At 60.0% G+C, this 21,050-nt stretch carries 23 protein-coding genes; 6 read left to right on the top strand and 17 right to left on the bottom strand.

What is annotated here, in order from left to right:
* Positions 1-81 precede the first annotated feature (81 nt).
* From H4W29_RS05080 to H4W29_RS05065, 4 genes are all read right to left on the bottom strand, one after another.
* Entirely contained in the window at positions 82-1,005 is a 924-nt protein-coding gene (locus H4W29_RS05080) for a pirin family protein (protein WP_192727955.1), read from the bottom strand.
* A gap of 90 nt (positions 1,006-1,095) precedes the next feature.
* Entirely contained in the window at positions 1,096-1,863 is a 768-nt protein-coding gene (locus tag H4W29_RS05075) for an SDR family NAD(P)-dependent oxidoreductase (RefSeq protein ID WP_192727954.1), read from the bottom strand.
* 89 nt (positions 1,864-1,952) lie between these two features.
* Positions 1,953-2,204, bottom strand: a complete 252-nt coding sequence (locus H4W29_RS05070; protein ID WP_003545921.1) for an exodeoxyribonuclease VII small subunit — start codon at positions 2,202-2,204, stop codon at positions 1,953-1,955.
* A 2-nt stretch (positions 2,205-2,206) separates the two neighbouring features.
* Entirely contained in the window at positions 2,207-3,142 is a 936-nt protein-coding gene (locus H4W29_RS05065; protein ID WP_192727953.1) for a histone deacetylase family protein, read from the bottom strand.
* Between the two features lie 187 nt (positions 3,143-3,329).
* On the opposite strand from H4W29_RS05065, the gene H4W29_RS05060 reads away from it, so the two are divergent.
* Positions 3,330-3,731, top strand: coding sequence for an acyl-CoA thioesterase (locus H4W29_RS05060; RefSeq protein WP_192727952.1), 402 nt, complete (start codon positions 3,330-3,332; stop codon positions 3,729-3,731).
* Here H4W29_RS05060 and H4W29_RS05055 read toward each other — a convergent pair.
* Genes H4W29_RS05055 through H4W29_RS05045 form a run of 3 tightly spaced genes read right to left on the bottom strand, consistent with a single transcriptional unit; the run spans position 3,728 to position 5,597 of the window.
* Positions 3,728-4,291, bottom strand: coding sequence for a biotin transporter BioY (locus tag H4W29_RS05055; protein ID WP_192727951.1), 564 nt, complete (start codon positions 4,289-4,291; stop codon positions 3,728-3,730). The two genes, H4W29_RS05060 and H4W29_RS05055, sit on opposite strands and share 4 nt — an antisense overlap.
* Before the next feature lie 23 nt (positions 4,292-4,314).
* The gene (locus H4W29_RS05050) at positions 4,315-4,923 is read right to left on the bottom strand and encodes a CbiQ family ECF transporter T component (RefSeq protein WP_192727950.1); all 609 of its coding nucleotides are present in this window, start codon (positions 4,921-4,923) and stop codon (positions 4,315-4,317) included.
* The gene (locus H4W29_RS05045; protein ID WP_192727949.1) at positions 4,923-5,597 is read right to left on the bottom strand and encodes an energy-coupling factor ABC transporter ATP-binding protein; all 675 of its coding nucleotides are present in this window, start codon (positions 5,595-5,597) and stop codon (positions 4,923-4,925) included. The genes H4W29_RS05050 and H4W29_RS05045 overlap by 1 nt, the downstream gene beginning before the upstream one ends.
* Before the next feature lie 125 nt (positions 5,598-5,722).
* Here H4W29_RS05045 and H4W29_RS05040 point away from each other — a divergent pair, with 125 nt between their 5' ends.
* Positions 5,723-6,913 (top strand): winged helix-turn-helix domain-containing protein, encoded by a 1,191-nt coding sequence (locus tag H4W29_RS05040; protein ID WP_192727948.1) that lies wholly within the window; start codon positions 5,723-5,725, stop codon positions 6,911-6,913.
* 30 nt (positions 6,914-6,943) lie between these two features.
* On the opposite strand, the gene ribB is transcribed toward H4W29_RS05040, so the two are convergent.
* The 3 genes from ribB to H4W29_RS05025 all read right to left on the bottom strand — a co-directional run bounded on the left by ribB (position 6,944) and on the right by H4W29_RS05025 (position 12,501).
* Positions 6,944-8,047 (bottom strand): 3,4-dihydroxy-2-butanone-4-phosphate synthase, encoded by a 1,104-nt coding sequence (gene ribB / locus H4W29_RS05035; protein ID WP_192727947.1) that lies wholly within the window; start codon positions 8,045-8,047, stop codon positions 6,944-6,946.
* A 10-nt stretch (positions 8,048-8,057) separates the two neighbouring features.
* A complete protein-coding gene (gene aroC / locus H4W29_RS05030; protein WP_192727946.1) occupies positions 8,058-9,155 on the bottom strand; it encodes a chorismate synthase in 1,098 nt (365 codons plus the stop codon).
* A 172-nt stretch (positions 9,156-9,327) separates the two neighbouring features.
* A complete protein-coding gene (locus tag H4W29_RS05025; protein WP_192727945.1) occupies positions 9,328-12,501 on the bottom strand; it encodes a bifunctional diguanylate cyclase/phosphodiesterase in 3,174 nt (1,057 codons plus the stop codon).
* Between the two features lie 246 nt (positions 12,502-12,747).
* Between H4W29_RS05025 and H4W29_RS05020 the strand changes: the two genes are divergently transcribed.
* Positions 12,748-13,008 carry a DUF1344 domain-containing protein gene (locus H4W29_RS05020; RefSeq protein WP_112542941.1) on the top strand — a complete coding sequence of 87 codons (261 nt, stop codon included), beginning with the start codon at positions 12,748-12,750 and terminating at the stop codon, positions 13,006-13,008.
* Between the two features lie 16 nt (positions 13,009-13,024).
* Here the strand turns inward: H4W29_RS05020 and H4W29_RS05015 are convergent, their stop codons facing one another.
* The 4 genes from H4W29_RS05015 to H4W29_RS05000 form a co-directional block, all read right to left on the bottom strand.
* Positions 13,025-13,384: a phosphoglycerate mutase family protein gene (locus tag H4W29_RS05015; protein ID WP_192727944.1), complete on the bottom strand. Its 360-nt coding sequence runs from the start codon at positions 13,382-13,384 to the stop codon at positions 13,025-13,027.
* 31 nt (positions 13,385-13,415) lie between these two features.
* Positions 13,416-14,234 carry an enoyl-ACP reductase FabI gene (fabI, locus tag H4W29_RS05010; protein ID WP_112573377.1) on the bottom strand — a complete coding sequence of 273 codons (819 nt, stop codon included), beginning with the start codon at positions 14,232-14,234 and terminating at the stop codon, positions 13,416-13,418.
* 122 nt (positions 14,235-14,356) lie between these two features.
* Positions 14,357-15,550: a DnaJ C-terminal domain-containing protein gene (locus tag H4W29_RS05005; RefSeq protein ID WP_192727943.1), complete on the bottom strand. Its 1,194-nt coding sequence runs from the start codon at positions 15,548-15,550 to the stop codon at positions 14,357-14,359.
* 286 nt (positions 15,551-15,836) lie between these two features.
* Positions 15,837-16,295, bottom strand: coding sequence for an RT0821/Lpp0805 family surface protein (locus H4W29_RS05000; RefSeq protein WP_192727942.1), 459 nt, complete (start codon positions 16,293-16,295; stop codon positions 15,837-15,839).
* Positions 16,296-16,359: 64 nt separating this feature from the next.
* On the opposite strand from H4W29_RS05000, the gene pdxH reads away from it, so the two are divergent.
* The gene (pdxH, locus tag H4W29_RS04995; RefSeq protein ID WP_192727941.1) at positions 16,360-16,980 is read left to right on the top strand and encodes a pyridoxamine 5'-phosphate oxidase; all 621 of its coding nucleotides are present in this window, start codon (positions 16,360-16,362) and stop codon (positions 16,978-16,980) included.
* A gap of 5 nt (positions 16,981-16,985) precedes the next feature.
* Here pdxH and H4W29_RS04990 read toward each other — a convergent pair whose 3' ends face one another.
* Entirely contained in the window at positions 16,986-18,020 is a 1,035-nt protein-coding gene (locus tag H4W29_RS04990; RefSeq protein ID WP_192727940.1) for a polysaccharide deacetylase family protein, read from the bottom strand.
* 233 nt (positions 18,021-18,253) lie between these two features.
* Here H4W29_RS04990 and H4W29_RS04985 point away from each other — a divergent pair, with 233 nt between their 5' ends.
* Positions 18,254-19,540, top strand: coding sequence for a D-alanyl-D-alanine carboxypeptidase family protein (locus tag H4W29_RS04985; protein WP_192727939.1), 1,287 nt, complete (start codon positions 18,254-18,256; stop codon positions 19,538-19,540).
* Positions 19,541-19,603: 63 nt separating this feature from the next.
* On the top strand, positions 19,604-19,912 hold the full coding sequence (locus H4W29_RS04980; protein WP_192727938.1) for a nucleoside triphosphate pyrophosphohydrolase family protein: 309 nt from the start codon (positions 19,604-19,606) through the stop codon (positions 19,910-19,912).
* On the opposite strand, the gene H4W29_RS04975 is transcribed toward H4W29_RS04980, so the two are convergent.
* The gene (locus tag H4W29_RS04975; RefSeq protein ID WP_192727937.1) at positions 19,893-20,519 is read right to left on the bottom strand and encodes a hypothetical protein; all 627 of its coding nucleotides are present in this window, start codon (positions 20,517-20,519) and stop codon (positions 19,893-19,895) included. The two genes, H4W29_RS04980 and H4W29_RS04975, sit on opposite strands and share 20 nt — an antisense overlap.
* Positions 20,520-20,561: 42 nt before the next feature.
* Positions 20,562-21,050 (bottom strand): GNAT family N-acetyltransferase, encoded by a 489-nt coding sequence (locus H4W29_RS04970; protein WP_192727936.1) that lies wholly within the window; start codon positions 21,048-21,050, stop codon positions 20,562-20,564.

Below are 21,050 nucleotides of genomic sequence, written 5' to 3'. Positions count from 1 at the left end.
TGATCGGCTTTGCTTTATTCGATTGAATTGCGGCAAAACAACTACTTTTGCATAACCGCAAGTTTTTCACCTTAGAGCACTTCAGCCCTCCGGCAAAGGCACGAATTCCTCTTCGTCGCCGGGAACGATATCGAAACGGCCGGTGCGCCACTCCTCCTTGGCCTTCTCGATACGCTCTTTCGAGGAGGACACGAAATTCCACCATATGTAACGCTTCGAGTTCAGCGCCGCACCGCCAAACAGCATCAGATGACAGCCCTCGGCGCCCGCTTCGAGCGTGATCGCATCGCCGGGCCGGAAGACGAGAAGCTGGTCGGCCGCGAACCGGTCGCCGGCAATGACGACCTCACCTGAGAGTACATAGACCGCACGCTCTTCATGGGCCGCGCCGAAGGGAAATTTCGAGCCCGGCTGCAGAGAAACGTCGGCATAGAGCGTATCGGTGAAGACCTCCACCGGCGATTTCAGCCCTTCGAACGAGCCGATGACAACGCGGCCGGTCACCCCTCCATCGTCGATAACAGGCATGTCGCTCTTTTCGGTGTGGGCGAAAGAGGGGGCGATCTCCTCCTTGTCGTCGGGCAGCGCCAGCCATGTCTGCAGGCCGGACATGGACAGCGGATGGCCGCGCAGATTGTCCGGCGTGCGCTCGGAATGCACGATGCCGCGACCGGCCGTCATCAGGTTGATGTCGCCGGGCCGGATGACCTTTTCCGTCCCGAGACTGTCGAGATGGCGGATTTCGCCGTCGAAGAGGTAGGTGACCGTCGAAAGCCCGATATGCGGATGCGGCTTCACATCCAGCGCTTCATTCGGCTTGAGGATCGCCGGCCCCATGCGATCGAAGAAGATGAACGGCCCGACGAGCCGGCGCTGGCGCGTCGGCAGGGCGCGGCGCACCTGGAAGCCGCCGATATCGCTGGTGCGCGGAATGATCAGGTTCTCGATCGCGTCACAGGCGAAGGCATCGCCGGGGAGGGGGTCTTTACCGGGGAAGAAGGACATGGCGCACTCCGATCACAAAGGCTTGGAGCCACAGATAGCGCCTGCCGGTCTGTGGCGAAAGGGCCAGTTTGTCAGATAGCGGTGAAGCGCTCAGATCGCCGTGAAGCCATTATCCACGAAAAGATGCGCCCCATTGACGAAGATCGATTCATCGCTGGCAAGATAGAGCGCTGCGCGAGCGACATCTTCCGGCTCGCCGATCCGGCCCTGCTGCGCGGCAATCGCTGCGTCCGAAACATCAACGCCATGCGCCTGCAATTCCTTCACCTCGCGCAGGCCATGTGGCGTGCGGATGAAGCCGGGGCAGACGGCATTGCAGCGGATATTGCGGTCCCGGAATTCCACCGCGATGGCACGCGCAAACATATGCACCGCACCCTTCGTCGTATCGTAAAGCACTTCCATCGGCGTGGCGGCAACCGCCGAGATCGACGAGGTGCAGACGATCGATCCGCCGCCGGCTTCGATCATCTTCGGCAGCACTGCCTTGGTCATCAGGAACATCGAGCGCACGTTGACGGCGTGCAACCAGTCCCATTCCTGCAGCGTGGTTTCTAGGAAAGGCTTGATGACGATCGTGCCGGCATGATTGAAAAGCACCGTGACCGGGCCATAGCGCTCTTCAACGCCGGCAACCGCTTCGTTGACGGCTCCTTCTTCGGAAACATCGGCTGTCCAGTAGTCGGCCTCGCCGCCGGCAGCACGGATCTCATTGACGGTTTTCGCCGCCGCCTCGCCATTGCGATCGATGATGGCGACGCGCGCGCCCTCAGCCGCAAAGAGCTTCGAGGCAGCGCCGCCCATGCCGGTCGCACCACCTGAGATAATGGCGACCTTGCCCTTCAATCTGTCCGTCATCTTGCTGTTCCCTTGATGTTTATCGAGGGATCATAGATCGGTCGGAAGCCGGTCGCCAAGCGTCTTAAAAGGGAGTTTCGGTACGCGCTTCAAGCGCCGTCGAGCGGCTCCACGCCCTGCGGCTTGCCGGCGCGGTCGAGGCGGATCTTCTCGATGCGGTTTTCGGCGGCCGAAAGCAGTGTCTCGCAATGCTTCTTCAGTGCTTCGCCGCGCTCATAGATCTCGATGGATTCATCCAGCGCCACGTCGCCGCGTTCGAGGCGTGCAACGATGCTTTCGAGTTCGGCAACCGCCTTTTCGAAGGAAAGACCGGAAACCTCCGGCTTGGCACTGTCAGTCATTCTCAACCCTTCATCATTCTGAGGATATGCATGCCCGCCGACTCGGCTAGGCCTTCCAGATCATACCCGCCTTCGAGCAGGCTGACGACCCGGTTATTGGCGCTGCGGTCGGCAACTTCGAGAAGCCGGCCCGTGGCCCAGTCGAAATCCTCGCCTGTCAGGTTGATCTGCGCCAGCGGATCGCGGTGATGCGCGTCGAAACCGGCCGAAATGATTATGAGGTCGGGCCGGAAATCGGTAAGCGCCGGCAGCACGCGCGACTTGAAGGCCTCGCGGAAATGATCGCTGCCGACATTGGGCGAAAGCGGCGCATTGACGATCGTTCCATGCGCACCATTCTCGTCCTTGGCCCCCGTGCCGGGATAAAGCGGCATCTGATGGGTGGAACAGAAGAGCACGGAAGGATCGTCCCAGAAGATATCCTGCGTGCCGTTGCCGTGATGCACGTCCCAGTCGACGATGGCGACGCGCTCGGCACCGTGAGCCTTCTGCGCATGGCGGGCGGCGATTGCCGCATTGTTGAAGAAGCAGAAGCCCATCGCCGTCATCTTCTCGGCGTGATGTCCCGGCGGCCGAGCAGCGACGAACACATTGTCCGCCTTGCCGCGGAACACGTCGTCGACGGCGGCCATCGCCCCGCCGATGCCGGTCAGCGCCGCCTGCAGGCTCTTTTGGCTGGCATAGGTATCGGCTTCGAGCTGGTTGATCTTGTCTTCCTCTTCCGGAATCTGCCGCATGACAGCGATCAGATGCTCTTCCGGATGCGCAAGCAGCACGGCATCTTCATTCGCCTGCGGGGCTTCCTTTCGATCGAGACGCTCGAAATTCGGATGCTCCAGCGCCACATTGAGCGCGCGGATACGGTCGGAGCGCTCGGGATGGCCAGACGGCGTCACGTGCTCGAGAAAGATGGGATGTTCGTAAAGACGGGTGCTCATGCCGGCACTCTATCGGTCACAAATGTCATGATCCACAGCAGATGGGGCACTGTCTGCTGATTTCAACAAGCCGCATTGTCGCGGTCAACACTCCGCATCCCCGCGTTTACGCTATTTTAATTGTTTCGTTTACATCGCCGGACCCCATGCTAGGCTCACTGCGATAACCTGCAAGGCAGACCTGTAAATGAGTAAGACGAACCGCCCGGACATGATGGAGATACGCGTACCGTTTCGTGATGTGGATATGAACGGCCAGATGTTTCTGGCGTCCTATATTTCCTATGCCGAATCCGTACTTGCAAGCTTCTGGTCGTCGCGGCCCGATGTCGAGGATGAGCCCGTCTATACTCCCGGCAAGGTTTCCTGCATCCTTCACCGCCCGCTGCACTATCACGAGACGGTCACCTTCACCGCCGGCGTTGACAAGATCGGCGTACGTTCCATCGGCTTCCTCATCGCCTTCGAGATTGACGACGAGCGTGCCGCGGAGGTGGAAATCGTCTGGCAGGCGCACACCCGCGAGGATGGTTCGCCAGCCGCACTTCCCGAAGAAACACGCGACTGGCTCTACAGCTTCCTGGATTAGATTCGGACCGGCAGTAGCGGATAGCCGACCATCACGGCCCGGCCAACAAGTGCTGCGACGAAGGCCTTGATGACGTCACCCGGGATGAAGGCCATGCTGCCCACGAAGGCCTGCGTCAGGCCGATATTGGCGGCAAATGCCAAATAAAGGATGCCGAAGGCATAGAGCACGACGATGCCGCCGATCATGGCGGCAAGGAAGAAGCTCACCGTCTGTACCAGTCCGGACTGGTCGCTATGAACCAGCCGTTCGCTGAGAAAGCCCGTGGCGAAAGCGGCAAAGGCCCAGCCGATCAGAAAGCCCGAGGTCGGAGCGACAAATGCCGCAAATCCACCGCGGCCGCCCGAAAGTACCGGCAGGCCGATCGCGACAAGCACCAGCACGATCAGCACGGCGACCGCGCTGCGCCTTGCGCCGAGCACGACGCCCGCCATCATGACACCAAGCGATTGCGCCGTGATCGGTACAGGAATGAAACCCAGATAGATGGGCGGCAGCAGGCCGAGAGCCACGATGATCGCGGCGAAAAGAGCGGCAAGAACGAGGTCGCGCGTGCTCATCGTCATCTCCAATTCATAAGTCGTTAACTGACATGCCGCCGAATGCCGCGCGCGTCAATCGCAGCAGCGATGTTATCCGCATCCCTCAGCGTCAAAATGATGAGCGGGATAAGGATCGTCGCCGGCCGTACTTTCAGCCCGCGTGCCGCATGTGCCTCGCTGAGTGCGTGGTAGCGGGCAATAATATCTGGCACGAAACGCAGAACGAGACCGACTGCAAGCCCTACGTCGTCGGCCTTCACCCAGCCGGTCCGCTCCAGTGGTCGGGCAAGTGCCGTTATCTCATCCATGAATTGCGTGATCGTCGTCGTCGCGGTTACGGCGGCAGCAAAGAGCATCAGGGCCGTCAGTCGCAGCAGGGCGACCAGTGCATCGTGCCAGGGATTGAAGAGGAGAGTGAAGAGCGCCACGAACGCGATGGTCAAGAAGATCGGCTTCAACCGGGTAGCTGATTCTTTCAACGGCAGGCCGACGCTCCGATAGATCAGAGCCGTCAGCAGAGTGACGATGACGAGCAGCGGAAGATTGTCGCCAAGAAACAGCACGAAGCCGAGCAGGAAGAGGGAAAAGATCTTTGCCCGGGGCGAAAGCCGATGCAGGGCGCTGTCGCCGTCGACATAGAGCGATTGCATCAGACGGCGAGCTCCCTGTAGCGGGCGATCGCATCCGTTGCCGGCGCGTCGGCCGCCAGCCTGCCCTCATGGAATAGGAGTACGCGCTCGAAACCGGATATCAGCTCGAGATCATGGGTGATGACGACGACATTTTCTTCGAGCCCATCGATGGTCGTCTGTACTAGCGCGCGGTTGCGCAGATCGAGCTGGTTGGTCGGCTCGTCGAGGATGAGGATATCGGGACCGGTCGCAAGCACCGAGCAAAGCGCTGCGATCTGCAGCTCGCCGCCCGAAAGCTCGTGCGCGCGGCGACTGGCCAGTTCCCTGGCGTTGAAGCGAGCCAGCACCAGCTCGACCTTTCTTTCGATCTCTGCCTTGGTGAAGCCGCGGCCCTTGAGCCCGAAAGCGATGTCGTCCTTGACGACCGGCAGGATGATCTGGTTCTGCGGCGACTGGAAGATGAAGCCGACATCGGCAAGCGCCGTCTTCTCGTCGCGCGTATCCCGTCCATTGACAATAACCTTGCCTGTGGTGGGTTTCATGAGCCCGTTGATCATCCGCGCGAAGGTCGTCTTGCCCGAACCATTGAGCCCGATGACGCCGAGACGGTTTTCGGTAAGAGACAATGTGAGCGGCTCGACCGCAACCCTTGCTCCGAAGCTGGCGCCCGCGCTGTCGAAACGAATATCCAAATATGGTCCCCTTGTTAGAGCCCTTGCTTCTATAAGCCGGCGGCCATGCGATAAAGGATCAAAATCAAATCATCGCGAATATGCTATCGGGTGGCTAGGAAGATTTTCCGCGCTATGATGGCGGTATGACGAATCTGCTCTCCAATTCCGACGCCCGCCGTATTTTTCTCGCCAAGCAGGGACTGAGCGCGCCTCCGAACCGCGCATTGACCAAGGCCGGCCTGCTGGACCTCATTCACGATCTCGGCTTCGTACAGGTGGACAGCATCCAGACGGTGGAGCGCGCCCATCATCAGATCCTTTTTTCCCGCAACCAGACGTATCGGCGCGAACATTTGACTGCGCTTCTGGAAAAGGATGGTGCGCTCTTCGAGCATTGGACGCATGATGCCTCCATCCTGCCGAGCGCTTTTTTCAAATACTGGAAGCACAAATTCCGCGATGAGGAACTGGCAATCGTCGAGCGCTGGCGCAAGTGGCGCGGCGAGGGCTTCGAAGCCTCCTTCGAGGAGACCTATGACCGCGTCGTCAAGGACGGGGCGATCCTGGCGCGCGACCTGAAAGCGGATGGCCACGTCTCCGGCGGCTGGTGGAATTGGCATCCGAACAAGACGGCGCTCGAATATTTCTGGCGCACCGGCAAATTCGCCATCGCCGGCCGCTCCAATTTCCAGAAGATCTACGATCTCGCCGAGCGCGTCATCCCTGCCGAATTCCACGCGCCGGAGGTCAGTCGCGAGGATTTCGTGGACTGGGCTTGCCGCAGTGCGCTCGCCCGCCTCGGCTTTGCCACCCACGGTGAAATCGCCGCCTTCTGGGATCTGCTGTCGCCGGATGAAGCAAAGGCCTGGGTGGCGGAACATCGCGATGAGCTGACCGAAGTACTGATCGAGCCGGCGCTTGGCGGCAAGCCGCGCTCCTCATGGGCATCAGCCGATTTCCTTGGCACGCTCGATAGCTACCCGGAAGCGCCGCCGCGAATCCGGGTGCTTAGCCCGTTTGATCCGATGATCCGGGACAGAAACCGAACGGAACGACTGTTCGGTTTCTTCTACCGTATCGAGATCTTCGTGCCGGAGCCGAAGCGCGAATACGGCTATTACGTATTTCCGCTCCTGGAAGGCGACAGGCTCATCGGCCGTATCGACATGAAAGCCGACAGGAAGAAGGGCACGCTGGATGTGAAGCGGCTGTGGCTGGAACCGCGTGTGAGAGCGTCCGCGGGGCGGCTTGAAAAGCTGGACGCGGAACTGGGGCGCCTGGCGCGCTTCGCCGGTGTGGAGAAAGTCGTCTATCTGGACGGCTGGAAAGGATAATCTCTTCTCCCCGCGGGGAGAAGGGCACAATCAGCAGATCTGGGTGGTGGAAATCTTGATGCCGAAGCCTTCCAGGCCGACATAGTGCCGTTCGCGGCTGGTCATCAGCTTGATGGAGCTGACGCCGAGATCCTTAAGGATCTGCGCACCGAGGCCGATTTCCAGCCATTCACTGTCACGTGTCTGTGCTTCGGCATGTGCCTCACGGCCTTGATTGCGCGCCTTGCGGCCGTTGTCGTAATGGCCGACTCCAACAGAGCCTTCACGCAGGTAGACGATGATGCCGCGGCCCTCCTCGGCGATCTTCTGCATATAGAAGTCGACCGGCTTGCGCTTGCCGAACAGGTCGTCGGCTACGTTTTCCGGATGCAGGCGCACCGGAATATCGACACCGTCCCTGATATCGCCAAAGACGACGGCGAGATGCTGCATCGGATCCCACGGCAAGGAGTAGGTATGCGCCTTGGCCCTGCCGAACGGCGTCTCGATATCGAAGCTTGAGCCGAGCTCGATCAGCGTTTCCTTGCGCTGGCGATAGGCGATGAGGTCGGCGACCGAAAGAAGCTTCAGCCCGTGCTGTTCGGCGAAATCCACGACCTGCGGGCCGCGCGTCACCGTGCCGTCGTCATTGACGAGTTCGGAGATAACGCCGATCGGCGGCAGGCCGGCAAGCTTGCAGAGATCGACCGCCGCTTCCGTATGGCCGGAACGCATCAGCACGCCGCCTTCGCGGGAGACCAGCGGGAAGATATGGCCGGGGCGAACGAAATCCGACGCGCCGACATTCGGATTGGCAAGATTGCGCACCGTCAGCGTGCGGTCGTCGGCGGAAATGCCCGTCGTCGTACCGTGCTTGAAGTCGACGGAAACGGTGAAGGCGGTCGTATGGGCGGAATCGTTTTCCGCCACCATGGCGTTGAGGTTCAGGCGTTTCGCCTCCTCTTTCGGCATCGGCGCGCAGACGATGCCTGACGTGTGGCGCACGATGAAGGCCATCTTTTCAGGCGTCGCATGCACGGCGGCAACGATCAGGTCACCCTCGTTTTCACGATCATTGTCATCCATGACGACGACGATCTCACCGGCTTCAAAGGCCCTGATGGCATCGACAACGCGCTTCTGATCATAAGGCATGGGACAAATCCTATTTCAGCCGGCCGGTCTGGCCGCGGTCGCGAAGATAGTGATCGGCAATGGCGCAGGCGATCATCGCCTCGCCGATCGGCACGGCGCGAATACCGACGCAGGGGTCATGGCGGCCCTTTGTGCGGATATCGACATTCTTGCCGTCGGCATCGATCGACTGCCGTTCGGTGAGAATGGAAGAGGTCGGCTTGACGGCAAAGCGGGCGACCACCGGCTGGCCAGTCGAAATGCCGCCAAGGATACCACCGGCATTGTTTGACAGGAAGATCGGCTGACCGTCATTACCCATGCGCATCTCGTCGGCATTGTCCTCGCCGCTTGTCTCCGCGGCGGCAAAACCGTTGCCGATTTCCACACCCTTCACAGCATTGATCGACATCAGCAGCGAAGCGATATCCTGGTCGAGCTTGCTGTAAATCGGTGCGCCGAGACCTGCCGGAACGCCCTCGGCGATCACCTCGATGACGGCGCCGATGGAAGAGCCGGCCTTGCGGATGCCGTCGAGATACTCTTCCCAGACGGGCACGATCTCGGCATCGGGGGAGAAGAACGGGTTTTGCCCGACCTGATCCCAATCCCAGTTGGCGTGGTTGATTTTGTGTTTACCGATCTGCACCAGCGCGCCACGGATGGTGACACCAGGCACGACGAGCCGGGCAATGCCGCCGGCTGCGACGCGGGCAGCGGTCTCGCGGGCAGACGAACGGCCGCCGCCGCGATAGTCGCGAATGCCGTATTTCGTATCATAAGTATAGTCGGCATGGCCGGGCCGATACTGCCGGGCGATCTCGCCGTAGTCCTTGGAACGCTGGTCGGTATTCTCGATTAGCATGGAGATCGGCGTTCCGGTCGAAATCATCGTCTCGCCGTCGGCGTCCATCATGACGCCGGAGAGAACTTTCACGAGGTCGTCTTCGCGCCGCTGGGTGACGAAACGGCTCTGGCCTGGCTTGCGCTTGTCGAGCCAGACCTGCAGGTCTTCGAGCTTGAAGCGCAGCCCCGGAGGGCAGCCGTCGACGACGGCGCCGAGCGCCGGCCCGTGGCTTTCGCCCCAGGTGGTTACACGGAAGAGGTGACCGAATGTATTGTGCGACATGTGTTCCCGCCGGACGCGCGGAGCCGGTCGTCACCGGCCGCGCCATTACTTAAAAAGGCGCGACACTCATAGGCTAAAAAGCCGTTCAGGCAAAAGCCTTTCTTTGCGTCTGATGATGCGATCAGGGAAATGGTATTTCCCGTATTTGCGACCGATAGCCTCGGCTTCAGCACTAGGACGCCAGCAGCCAGGCCGTGCCACGCGCCTCGATGGCGAAATCGTCGAAGGAGAGGGGGCGTGCGAAGGCGTAACCCTGCAGGAGATCGCAGCCGAGATCGCGCAGCAGTTCGGCATGATCAAGCGTCTCGACACCCTCGGCCACCGTCTCCACGCCGAGCGAGCGGGCAATCTCGATGATGGAGCTGACGAGCGCGCGCTCCTGCGAGGAGGAGACGATAGGCTTTACGAGCTGGCGGTCGATCTTCAGCCGCTTCGGCTTGAGCTTGAGCAGTGACACGATCGAGGTATGGCCAGTACCGAAATCGTCGATCTCGATATCGATACCGAGTGCCTTGATCCGTTCGAGATTCTGCGAAACCACGTCCTCGCTTTCGTCGAGGAAGATGGATTCCACCAGTTCGAACGAAATTTCGCCGGGACGGATCTGCAGGCCACTAAGCGATTCCAGAAGGCTGCCATCATGCAGACGCCGCGCCGAAACGTTGACGGAGATTTTCGGTACGAAGATGCCCTGTGCCGCCCAGCGCATCTTGTCGCGCAGTGCGGTTTCCAGGACGATGCGATCGAGCGTCTGTACGACGTTGATCTCGTCGGCAATACGCAGGAATTTGTCCGGCGTGAGCAAGCCCTTGGAGGGATGATGCCAGCGCACCAGCGCCTCCACGCCCGTCAGCTTCATCGAGCGTGCACAGAACTGCGGCTGGTACCAGGCAGTGAACTCGCCATTGTCGATGCCGGCAAGGATCTCATCGGCCGTGCGTTTATTGTTGATGATATCGGCCTGCAGATTGTGGTTGAAGAATTCGAAACGGTTACGGCCGAGGCTCTTGGCGCGATAGAGCGCGATGTCGGCATTGATCAGCACCTTGCGGGCATCGACATGAATGCCGTTCGCCAGCGCAATGCCGATCGACACGCCGCAACGGCAGGGAAAACCCTGGAAATCGATCGGCTGGCGCATTTCCTCGATGACGCGGCCTGCAAGTTCCGCCATCTCCGTGTCGCCCACGTCGAAGGAGAGGATGACGAACTCGTCGCCGCCGATACGCGCAACGACATCACTGGCACGCAGATTTCTGGAAAGCACGCGTGAAGCATGCACCAGCATCGCGTCGCCGGCGGCATGGCCCAGCGTGTCGTTGATTTCCTTGAAACGGTCGAGGTCGATATGCAGGATCGCGAATTTCTGCCGCTCGCTGCGGCCGGCATCCGTCAGGTTTTCCAGCGCGATATCGAGCTTGCGGCGGTTGGCGAGCGAAGTCAGCGGGTCGTGCAGGGAATTGTGCTCGATCCTGGTCTTGGCGAGTTCCAACTCGATATTCTTGGTGATCGCCTCATCCTTCGCGGCCTTGAGGCGCAGCGTCATCAATGCATCCTCGGTCGAATCGAAGGCGATGCCGATGATCTTCATCTCGCCGGTCGGCGTGCGGTGCACCTTGCCGACGGAACGCACGTAGCGCACGCCGCCATTTTCGTCCGGCACGCGACAGACGAGCGTATGCGTGTCTCCAAGCTGCTTGAAATGCCGGGCGCTTTCGAGCGCGAGCCCGCGGTCATCAGGGTGGATGCAGGAAAGCCAGGCGTCTTCCGTTACGAAGGCATTGCTTTGCTTCAACCCATAGAGCTCGTGCATCCGCTCGTCCCAGATCGAGCCTCTCTTGCCGAGAATTGCCTCCCAGATGCCGCATTGATAGGAATCGAGCGCCAGATCGAGCTTGCCGGAGAGTTCGGCAAGCTCCGCCTCACGGCTTGAAAGTTCTTCCAGCGCGAGTTCCAGTTCGGCATTCTTGAGCTCGCTCGTTTCCTTGGCAAGGCGAAGGGTGCTGGTGACTTCCGCATCTGCCGTCACGTCCCAGACGATGCCGATCGTCTTTCCTGTGCCGCCGGCATCCGTATAGAAGGCGCCGATGGAGCGCAGGTGGCGAATGCGGCCGTCTTCCCGCATCACCCTGTATTGCGCCGTGCAGGCTTCTCCCGCAATGCTGCAACCGAAGAAATGAACCTCGGCGATTTCGCGGTCTTCGGGCACAATCGTCGAAAGCCACACGTCCAGTGGTCGGCTGCCTTCGGTCGCTTTGAGGCCGTGAAGGACGGATGCTCGTGCATCCCAGGCAAGGTTCGTGGCATTCTCCTGCAACTCCCATATGCCGATCCGGGAGGATTCCAGCGCCAGGTTGAGGCGCTGCGAGAGTTCCAGAAGTTTGGCTTCGCGAGCCTCGAGTTGCACGATGTTGCGGTTGCGTTCGCCAAGCAACAACGTGGCGAAGAAGATCGGGATGATGATCACGCAGCCTGCGGCTACGATGATCAGTCGCAATTCACGCTGGTTGCCGGGAACCGCATGCCAGCCGGCGTTCGGCACCGCAGCCAGCTCCCATCGCCCGCCCGCAAAGCTCATTTTGCGCCGAAGCGGATCCTTCTTGTAGATATCGGCAGGACCGAAGAAAGGCGCGGCCGTTTCGTCCGGAATGCCGATGTCGCGCACCGCGATCGACAGATGGTCGAGATGCGGATAGCGCTCCCGGTTTTCGCTGTTGCGCGCGGGCTTCAAGCCGGTCGCCTCGTAGAACATGTTCTGGTCGACGACCACCTCGACCGCGCCCCAGATACGACGCTGTCCGTTCTGCTTGACGAAAACCGGGAAGAAGATCGCGAAGGCGTCTTCTGCATCCGTCGTCTTGAAAGGACCATAGAAGCGGGCCGACTGGTCGCCGGTATTGCGGCTGATCGACATGCGCTCCATCAGCCGCTCGCGCACATCCTTGCCGATCCTGTCTCTACCGGATTGCGCCGGATAGACCGCCTTGACAATGAAATCAGGCGCGACCGCAATATGGATGAAATGCGGGTTCTGGATCAGCAGCCAGTTGATCTGCCGCTCCATCTCCACCTCGTTCGTCTGCGTGCTGAGCGAGATCAGGTTGGAAAGGTCGCGGACGGCAGTAATGTCCATGTTGATCTGCGCCATCATGCGGGCACGGATCAGGTTCGTCTCGTTTTCAGTGCGGATCTGCAGCTCGCGCAGATAGGCGGCAGTATTGGCACCGTCGAGTGCAAAGCCGACGGCAATAACGACAACCGCCACGAGGGCGGAAACCAGCAGCGAGACGCGCGTATTCTTCAGAACACGCCGCAGCTGGTTGCCGTTGCTCAGCCGGAATTGCAAATCACACACCCCTACATTCGCGCTGACTTTAGGGTGCAGGGGTTAATTTACGATTGCGCGCATTCGCGCCTGCTAAATCGCGTAAACAGAGAGAAAAAGACGGTTAATCGAGCCTCTTGATTATCCGTAAAATCCTATTCATCAATTGGGCGCCGAAAGCCATTCTTCCGGGCAATTTTCGCCATATTCAGGAGTTTATCTGTGGCCACTCGATATCAATGGCAGCGCTTCAAAGGGATTGCCGACATGCGTTTCGTTATTGCTACGCTTCTGGCCACGGCAAATTTTCTTTCGCCCATGAGCAGTTTTGCCGAGAGCGCCGATGTCGAGGCGACGATCAAGAAGGTCGACACGACCAATCTCGTCCTGACGCTCGATGATGGCAAGACCTATCAGGCGCCTGAGGAATTCGATTTCGAAGGCCTGAAGGCCGGCGTCAAGGTTGTGATCTTCTATACGGAAGTCGACGGCAAGCGCGTCATCAACGATCTCGACATCGTCAAGTAAGCACGCCCCATCTGGGCTAGACCCAGCCGATCAGGCTCTGCGACGTCTCGATCTTCAAAATCCGGTCCTGCGGGATTTCGCCTTCAGAGGCGACGTCCTTCGGCAGATTGGAGATTATCTTGAACAAGCTTCTGATGACACCGCCATGGGTGACGCAGACGGTCGGCCGGTCGACCGAATTCAGCCATGCGCCGGTCCGCCATGACATGATCTCGTAGCTTTCCGCATCCTCGCCCCTTAGGACCGCCGCAAGGGCGATCCCGTTCTGTCTGGCCTGTTCGCGGCCGATCGTATTGATCGGAATATCCTTCTGCCCCTGCAGGCGACGTTCCGCATTCCAGTCGGTCTGGCCGTGTCTGATCACATAGATGAGCACGGGGATCGGCTCCGCTTGGGGATAGGACGCCTCAGTCCTTGATGACGGAAATATCAGGCGCGTCCACAGCCTTCATGCCGATGACATGATAGCCGCTGTCGGCATGATGCACTTCACCCGTCACAGAACGCGACAGGTCCGAGAGAAGGTAGAGGCCGACATCGCCCACTTCCTCGATGGTCACGGTGCGGCGCAGCGGCGCATTATACTCGTTCCACTTGAGGATATAGCGAAAATCGCCAATACCGGAGGCAGCCAGCGTCTTGATCGGCCCTGCCGAAACGGCGTTGACTCGGATGTTCTTCGGTCCGAGGTCGACGGCGAGATACTTGACGCTCGCTTCAAGGGCAGCCTTGGCGACACCCATGACATTGTAGTTCGGCATCACCTTTTCTGCACCGTAATAGGTGAGGGTGAGCATCGAACCGCCTTCCGTCATCAGCTTCTCGGCGCGGCGAGCAACCGACGTGAAGGAGTAGACGGAGATCTGCATGGTCTTGGCGAAGTTATCAGGCGTCGTATCGACATAACGGCCTGTCAGCTCGTCCTTGTCGGAGAAGCCGATCGCGTGCACGATGAAATCGATCTTGCCCCACAGCTTCTCGACGTTCTCGAAAACGGCATCGATCGTGGATTCGTCGCTGACGTCGCAATGGCCCACCATGACGGCGCCGATTTCGGCAGCCAGCGGCTCCACGCGCTTCTTCAGGGCATCGCCCTGATAGGTGAATGCAACTTCTCCGCCCTGCGCATGAATGGCCTTGGCAATACCCCACGCAATCGAACGATTGTTGGCGACACCCATGATGACGCCGCGTTTGCCTGCCATGAGGCCGGATGCTTGAGCCATATTTCGCTTCCCTAGGAATTCTGATGATCCTGCCTATGGCATAGGCCGTTAATCGGTTCAAGCAGGCCCAAGATCATCAACTGTTAGGGATCGTAACAAAGGGTGCGATTGTCACCAAAATTTCATAAAAACAGCCCTTCACGCATGCTGCGCATGAGATCAGTGACTTTGGCGTCGGGTTTTTCCCACAACATAATACGCAACTCGACGACGAGATCGCCTTTTCCGCCGCTGTCGTTGGGCAGGCCCTGGTCGGGAATGCGGATCGTCTTGTCGGAGCCCGACCATGCAGGGATCGTTACATTGAGTGGTCCCTGTGGACCGTCAACACGCGCCTCGGTACCAAGCACCGCGTTTTCGATATTGAGCGGCAGCACGACATGCACGTCGAAACCATCGACGGTGAAGCGCGGATCGGGCGCGATGTGGATATTGATGACGGCGTCGCCGCGCTGCATGCCCGGCAGCTTGAATCCCTGACCCTTGAGCCGGACCTGATGGCCTTCAGTCGTTCCGGCCGGCAGTGCGAAGCCGACTTCGCGTCCCTCGGGAAGGGAAACCGTCGTCCAGCTTCCCTTCATGATGTCTTCGATCGTCACGGTCGCGGTCGCCACCTCATCCGGGGCCTTCTCAAGGCCAGGCTGGCCGGCGCCGGTGAAGCGGCGCACAAGCGAGGTCAGCAGGCTGAGCGGTAGCGACATGTTGGCGCCCGCACCAGTGGTGGCCTCTATATGCTCTTCCTCCGCCTTGGCGGATTCGGCCTCCGTGGTTTCCTGTTCCGGCTGCTTTGTCGCTTCTGTTGCATGCGGTTTGGCTTGTGGTTGCTGCGAATGCGCCTGCTGGGCGTGCGGTTGCGTCTGTGCGCCGGCGGTGCGGGTCGCCTGTGCGCCAAAAATGCGTTCGACCATCTCTTCTGCGGCTTCGGTTGCACCTGCCTGCTGCTGTTTGGCACCTGCTGCTGTGGCCTTCTGCGCATTGGCATTGGCGCGCGCAAGTTCTTCCATCACGCGCTCGGCATTGGCCTGCGCGGCCTTGGCGCGAGCGGCGGCCTCACGGGCAGCCTGGCGCTGCTGCATGATCGTCTGCTCCTGCTTCTTGGCTTCTGCCATGCGCACGGCGCTGTCGAAGAGATTGCGCTTCCTCGGATCTTTCAACGTTTCATAGGCGCGGCCGATCTCGGCGAAACGAGCGGTCGCCGTCGGGTCGCCCTGATTGTGATCGGGATGCACGGCCTTGGCCATGTTGCGCCAGGCAGCCTTGATTTCGTCCGCTCCTGCGTCGCGCTTGACGCCCAGCACCTTGTATGGATCACGCATTGTTCGCACCGCCGCTGTCGCAATCCGGGAGGCATGTTCCTCGTGGCCGTTCCGGAAACCGAATCTCAACTCATGACGCGCCGTCCGGTTCGCTCTCGCGACGGGAAAGCCCGCTCGTTGGGCGATCGTGCGGAAGAGTTGCTAATCACTTCTTATTTCCGACGTTGGATATGGGGTGTTTTGCCGCGAATGGTTAGCCTTTCACTAAACATTGAGGCGAATCGGCACGGCGCATTAACCCTGACGTGTCAGGGCGCATCGTGCCGAAACAAGTGGCCAGACGGGATCAGCTTTCCGGCTGGAAGCTCAGAAGCTGCCAGTTGCCGCCGCCGACAAGGCAGGTCTTGCCATAGAATTTGGCGATGCCGACATAGGAATGCCGCGTCGTGCGGAACTGGCGGCAAACCTGGCCGGCGTTATTATTCTCGACGATCGTGTCGATGATGCCGGCACTGCCGGTAGACGCATTGGCCCAGGGAAGCGGTTGTCCCTCGAGCTTCTGGATATCGGCAGACGTCACGGCGTTGCGCACCGTCATCTCGTCGGAAAGCGTATCCGTGCTGGGGGCGGGCTGCGGCACCGTGCCGGTCGCAACTGAACGATCCACCTTTGCCGAACTCAGGAAGTCGAACCCTCCGGTCATGCAGCCGGAAAGGGACAGAATCGCGATACCGACGATGGAGAGCCTGACGCTGCGGCGCAGCGAACCCTTTGTATGGCGATGTGTCTTTGCTATGACTTCCACCCTGTATCCTTCCCTAGCTTCAAAAGCTGGGTCAGTTTTCATAAACCGCGGGATTTGAATTAATATGTCGGCAAACGGGTTAACAGGTGGTGACTTTACCGAAAGTGAAGAGCCCTTCAAGCTCTTTGGGGAGTGGCTGAAGGAGGCGGAGGCTTCCGAAGTCAACGACCCCAATGCTGTCGCGCTCGCGACGGTCGATGAAGATGGGCTGCCCAATGTCCGCATGGTTCTCCTGAAGGGTTTCGATACTGACGGATTCGTCTTCTACACGAATTTCGAGAGTCAGAAAGGTCGCGAAATCTTGGGACAGAAGAAAGCTGCCATGTGTTTCCACTGGAAAACGCTGCGCCGTCAGGTGCGCGTTCGCGGCCCTGTCGAACTGGTCACCGACGCAGAGGCCGACGCCTACTTTGCGACGCGTGCCCGCGGCAGTCGTATCGGCGCCTGGGCTTCCAAGCAGTCGCGCCCGCTCGAAAGCCGCTTCGCGCTGGAAAAGGCCGTTGCCGAATATACGGCGCGTTATGCCATTGGCGACATTCCGCGCCCGTCTTACTGGTCTGGTTTCCGGATCCGGCCGACCTCGATCGAGTTCTGGAAAGACCAGAAATTTCGCCTGCACGACCGCATCGAGTTTCGTCGGTCGACGCCTGAAGGGGCTTGGGACAAGGTGCGAATGTACCCTTAAGGGGGTTATTTTCCGAGCAGTTTCAAGGGAATGCCTGATGCCAGCGCCGAGACATAGCGCGGCTTCTGGTAAAAGCCGTTGAGCGAGATGCGCGGCATGTAGGTGGGCAGGCTTGGGGTCGGAAAGCCCGGCTGCGTTGTTACCGCGATGGCAAAGCCGAGCTTTGCCGCGAGGTCCGCTTCGCGGCCTGTTGTTGCCTCCGTCGTGCCGTAGGGAAAAGCGATCGTCCGGGGGCGAGTGCCGGTGATCGACTCGACATAATCGGCCGAGATTTCCATCTCGATCCGAGCTTCCGCATGCGGCAGGCGGGCAAGCGCCCGGTGGCTGATCGTATGGGCGCCAAGACTGGCGAGCGGGCTTGCCGCGAGCTCGCGCAGTTCCTGTGGCTCCATGACCAGTTCCCGCGTGATATCGACCGGCTCTATACCGTGGCACCGCGCCAGTGCATCCACCTCCGAGATGGCGCGACTTTCGTCCTGCCTGTGGATAAACTCGGCAAGCCGGTCGAAGGCGTCCCATTTCCGGACGGGAGTATCGAGCGCCAGCCTCTCTCTGCCTTGGCCGAAATTGAACTCGATGCTGTTCTCCCTGCCGAGCAGCACCGCCAGCGTCTCCCACCAGATGCTGTGCGAGCTTTCGGCAAACCCTTGCGCAACGAAAACCGTAAAGGGTGCGCCATGCCGTTCGAAAACGGGTAGGGCATGGACGAAATTGTTGCGATACCCATCATCCAGCGTGAAGGCGGCGAATAGGCGATCGTCCTGCGGGTCCGACAAGAGGGAGGGCACCGCATCGAGCGGCACGAAACGATAGCCGCTCCGCTTCAGCCGCCGGAGCGTCGCATCCAGAAATTCCGGCGTGATTTCAAGATGTTGGTTCGGCTCGAACGGTTGGGCAATATGCGGGCGTACATGATGGAGCGTGAAGATGACGACGCGTCCGCGGGCCTCTTTCACGAGCCCGGCGGCATTCGCCAGCCAGGCCGCTTCCAGCCCGCCGCCGATCGCGATGCGCTTCAGACGCCGCTTCCACTGCCCCATTTTTCCCGTGACCCCGCTTTGAATTCGTGTCACACAGACTAACAATGCCGCCGTTAAACCTTGCTGAATCCGGGTTGGAAAGCTGTTTATTTACCGGCCCTTAACCAAGCGAAACAAAAGCTTGGAAAAAACTTGGGCGTTGCCTCAAAGTCGCGCCAGATTATGGGCATCTGTCACAATACGGGACATAATTTCGGTTGTAGCGACTAGCCGGATATAATGAGGGGAAGTGCATGAGAAGGCTTTTGGCTGCCATTTTGACCGCGACGCTGGCAATTACTGCACCCGTTGCGGCCTTTGCCGGAAGCGCTTCCCTCGTGCTCGATGCCCGCACCGGCAAGGTCCTTGCGTCCGAAAACGGTGATACGCTGAACCACCCGGCCTCGCTGACGAAGATGATGACGCTTTATCTCACCTTCGAGGCGCTCAATCGCGGCAAGATCACCTGGGATACACCGATCACCATGTCGAAATATGCGGCCTCGCGTCCGCCGACGAAGCTCGGCGTGAAAGCGGGCGGTACGATCACCGTGCGTGAGGCGGTCTATGGCATGATCGTCAAGTCGGCCAACGATGCTGCTGCCGCCATCGGTGAAAAACTCGGCGGTTCGGAAAGCAATTTCGCCCGGCTCATGACCCAGAAGGCCCGCCAGCTCGGCATGAGCCGCACGGTCTTCGTCAATGCATCCGGCCTGCCGGACAAGCGCCAGATTACGACGGCGCGCGACATGTCCACGCTCGCCGTGGCGCTGTTGAAGAATTATCCCAGCGAGTATCGTCTCTTCTCCATCGCAAGCTTCAATTTCCGTGGCCAGACCATCCGCGGCCACAACAATCTCATGTATCGCTATCAGGGCATGGACGGCATCAAGACCGGTTACACCAATGCCTCCGGCTTCAACATCGTCAGCGCCGTGAAGGACGGCAATCGCCGCGTGGTCGGCGTGGTACTCGGCGGGCGCACGGCCCGCAGCCGCGACGCCAAGATGGCCGGATTGTTCGACCGCTATATGGGACGTGCCTCCTCCGGCGGCGCCAAGCTGACCGCCAGCATCAATGCAAAACAGCAAGTCGAGGTCGCCTCGGCCGCGGATGAAACCGATGTTCCTGCGCCGGCGAGCGCGCCGCGCGTTGCGGACGAGGCAGCAACACTCGCACCGAAGGCGCTCGGCTTTGCCAATGACGGCGTTATCCCGCTGGAGCGCCCGGCGGCAATGGACGAGATCATGAACGCCGGCAAGGCGGCGAAAGCGCCGGCCGGTAAGGCAGGTGGCTGGCAAATCCAGATCTCGGCTGCCCCGAGCGCCGATGCTGCCCGTGCGCTTCTTGCGCAGGCGCAGTCCGAGGCAGGTGCGCCGCTCGTTTCCGCCTCGCCCTACACCGAAGCTGTTGGGAAGGGGCCTAACACGATTTACCGCGCCCGTTTCGTCGGCTTCCAGAGCAAGGAAGATGCTACCTCCGCCTGCGATGCCCTGAAGAAGCGCTCATACGACTGCATGCTTCTGCCGAACCAAGGCTGAGCTGGCTGCTCTGGACAATTTCCGGGAATCGGCGCTCTCCTCATAAACAAAAGGAGAACGCCCATGCTGCAACGGCTCGCCGACCAGTTCGAAACTTCATCCTCCGCCTACGCCGCCGCCAACGACATCGAGCGTGATGCCGACTGGTTTCTGCTGAAACTGCAGGAGGAGATGGGTGAACTCACCCAGGCCTGGAACCGCCTGACCGGCCGCGGCCGTGCCAAAGGTCGCTCGCCCGAGGAGATGGAGCGCGACCTCGCCGACGAGACTGCCGATATTCTCGGCCATGTCCTGCTCTTCGCCCGTCGCCATGAGGTCGATCTTGCCGCTGCAATCGAGCGAAAATGGAAATTCAAGCCTTCGGCGCATTAGCGTTTCCTGCTTCACCTCTTTGCGCGATCCACCATTGGCATTGTTCTTCTGTATAGCCGAGCAGACGCCCCAGGCGGTACTCGCTTTCGCCCGTCCAACGCCTTTCGCGCATCAGCTCGGTATAGGCGTCGAACCGCCATTCTTCTTTCGGCAGCGCGTAGAGAATGCGAACCAGGCGAAACTTGCCCTCAACGATTGGCTCGACCCGTTCGATGATTGCACCGCTATCGACGTAGGGCTGAAAGTAGACTCGGACCTTCTTTAAAATCCCCGAACTTTCTTCGTCCGAAAACATGGCGAATGGCTTGTGGCCATCCAGCATCAGGGCGAGCTCGAAATTGGTATGGACCAGATAGGGCACGCTATCGATCCATTGCGGCCGGGTGAGCACAACCCCACCATCCGGTTCGGGAAAGGGGAGGCCCAGCATCGAGGACAGCGCGTCCAGCTCACCTATCTCAAGGTAGAAGAGATGCTCTGCCAGCTCGGGCGTTTCTACATCGAGAATGGCCGCAACAACCTCCATCGGAGCCTCGAAGCGCATCTCGTGGGCCGAGCAACCCGTCTCGGGTGACAGGAATTTCAGCAGAAATGTTTCCGTCGCCAAGCAACGCCCCATCGGCTCGAGGTTCTATTGCTTGAGGCTAGCCTAAATTGTCCGCCGATAGAACTTGCTGTCGACAGCCATCCGCGGGAATGTTCGCGGCAGGCCCTGGCTGGCAATCTCGGAAAAACCGTTCTTTTCATAGAACCGATGCGCGGCGACGAACTTGTCCGTCGTGCCGAGGAAGATATCGGTCACGCCCACGTCGCGGGCATGGGCAAGGAGCGCCTCGAGCAGCCGGGTGGCCACACCATGTTCGCGGCCCCGCACCTCGACGGCCACGAACATCTTTCGAAGGGCCGCCTGGTTGTTGCCGATATCCTTGAGGCCTACCGTGCCGACGATGGCGCCGTCTTTGACCGCCACCCAGAACTGGCCTTTGCCCGACTGATAGAAATCGGGAATGACGCGCAGGTCCGGCTGCGCGTCGGCGGTGATGTCGATGCCGAATTCTTCACGCTGGATCGGCAGGATGACCGAAATTACGCCGTCGGCATCGTCAGGAGAGAAGGTTCTGATCTCGATTTCGGCCAT

The organism is Rhizobium viscosum (genome assembly GCF_014873945.1).
GTDB lineage: Bacteria > Pseudomonadota > Alphaproteobacteria > Rhizobiales > Rhizobiaceae > Rhizobium > Rhizobium viscosum.
The sequence above is the reverse complement of the archived record's forward strand: the minus strand, read 5'-3'. Positions and strand labels throughout refer to the sequence as shown.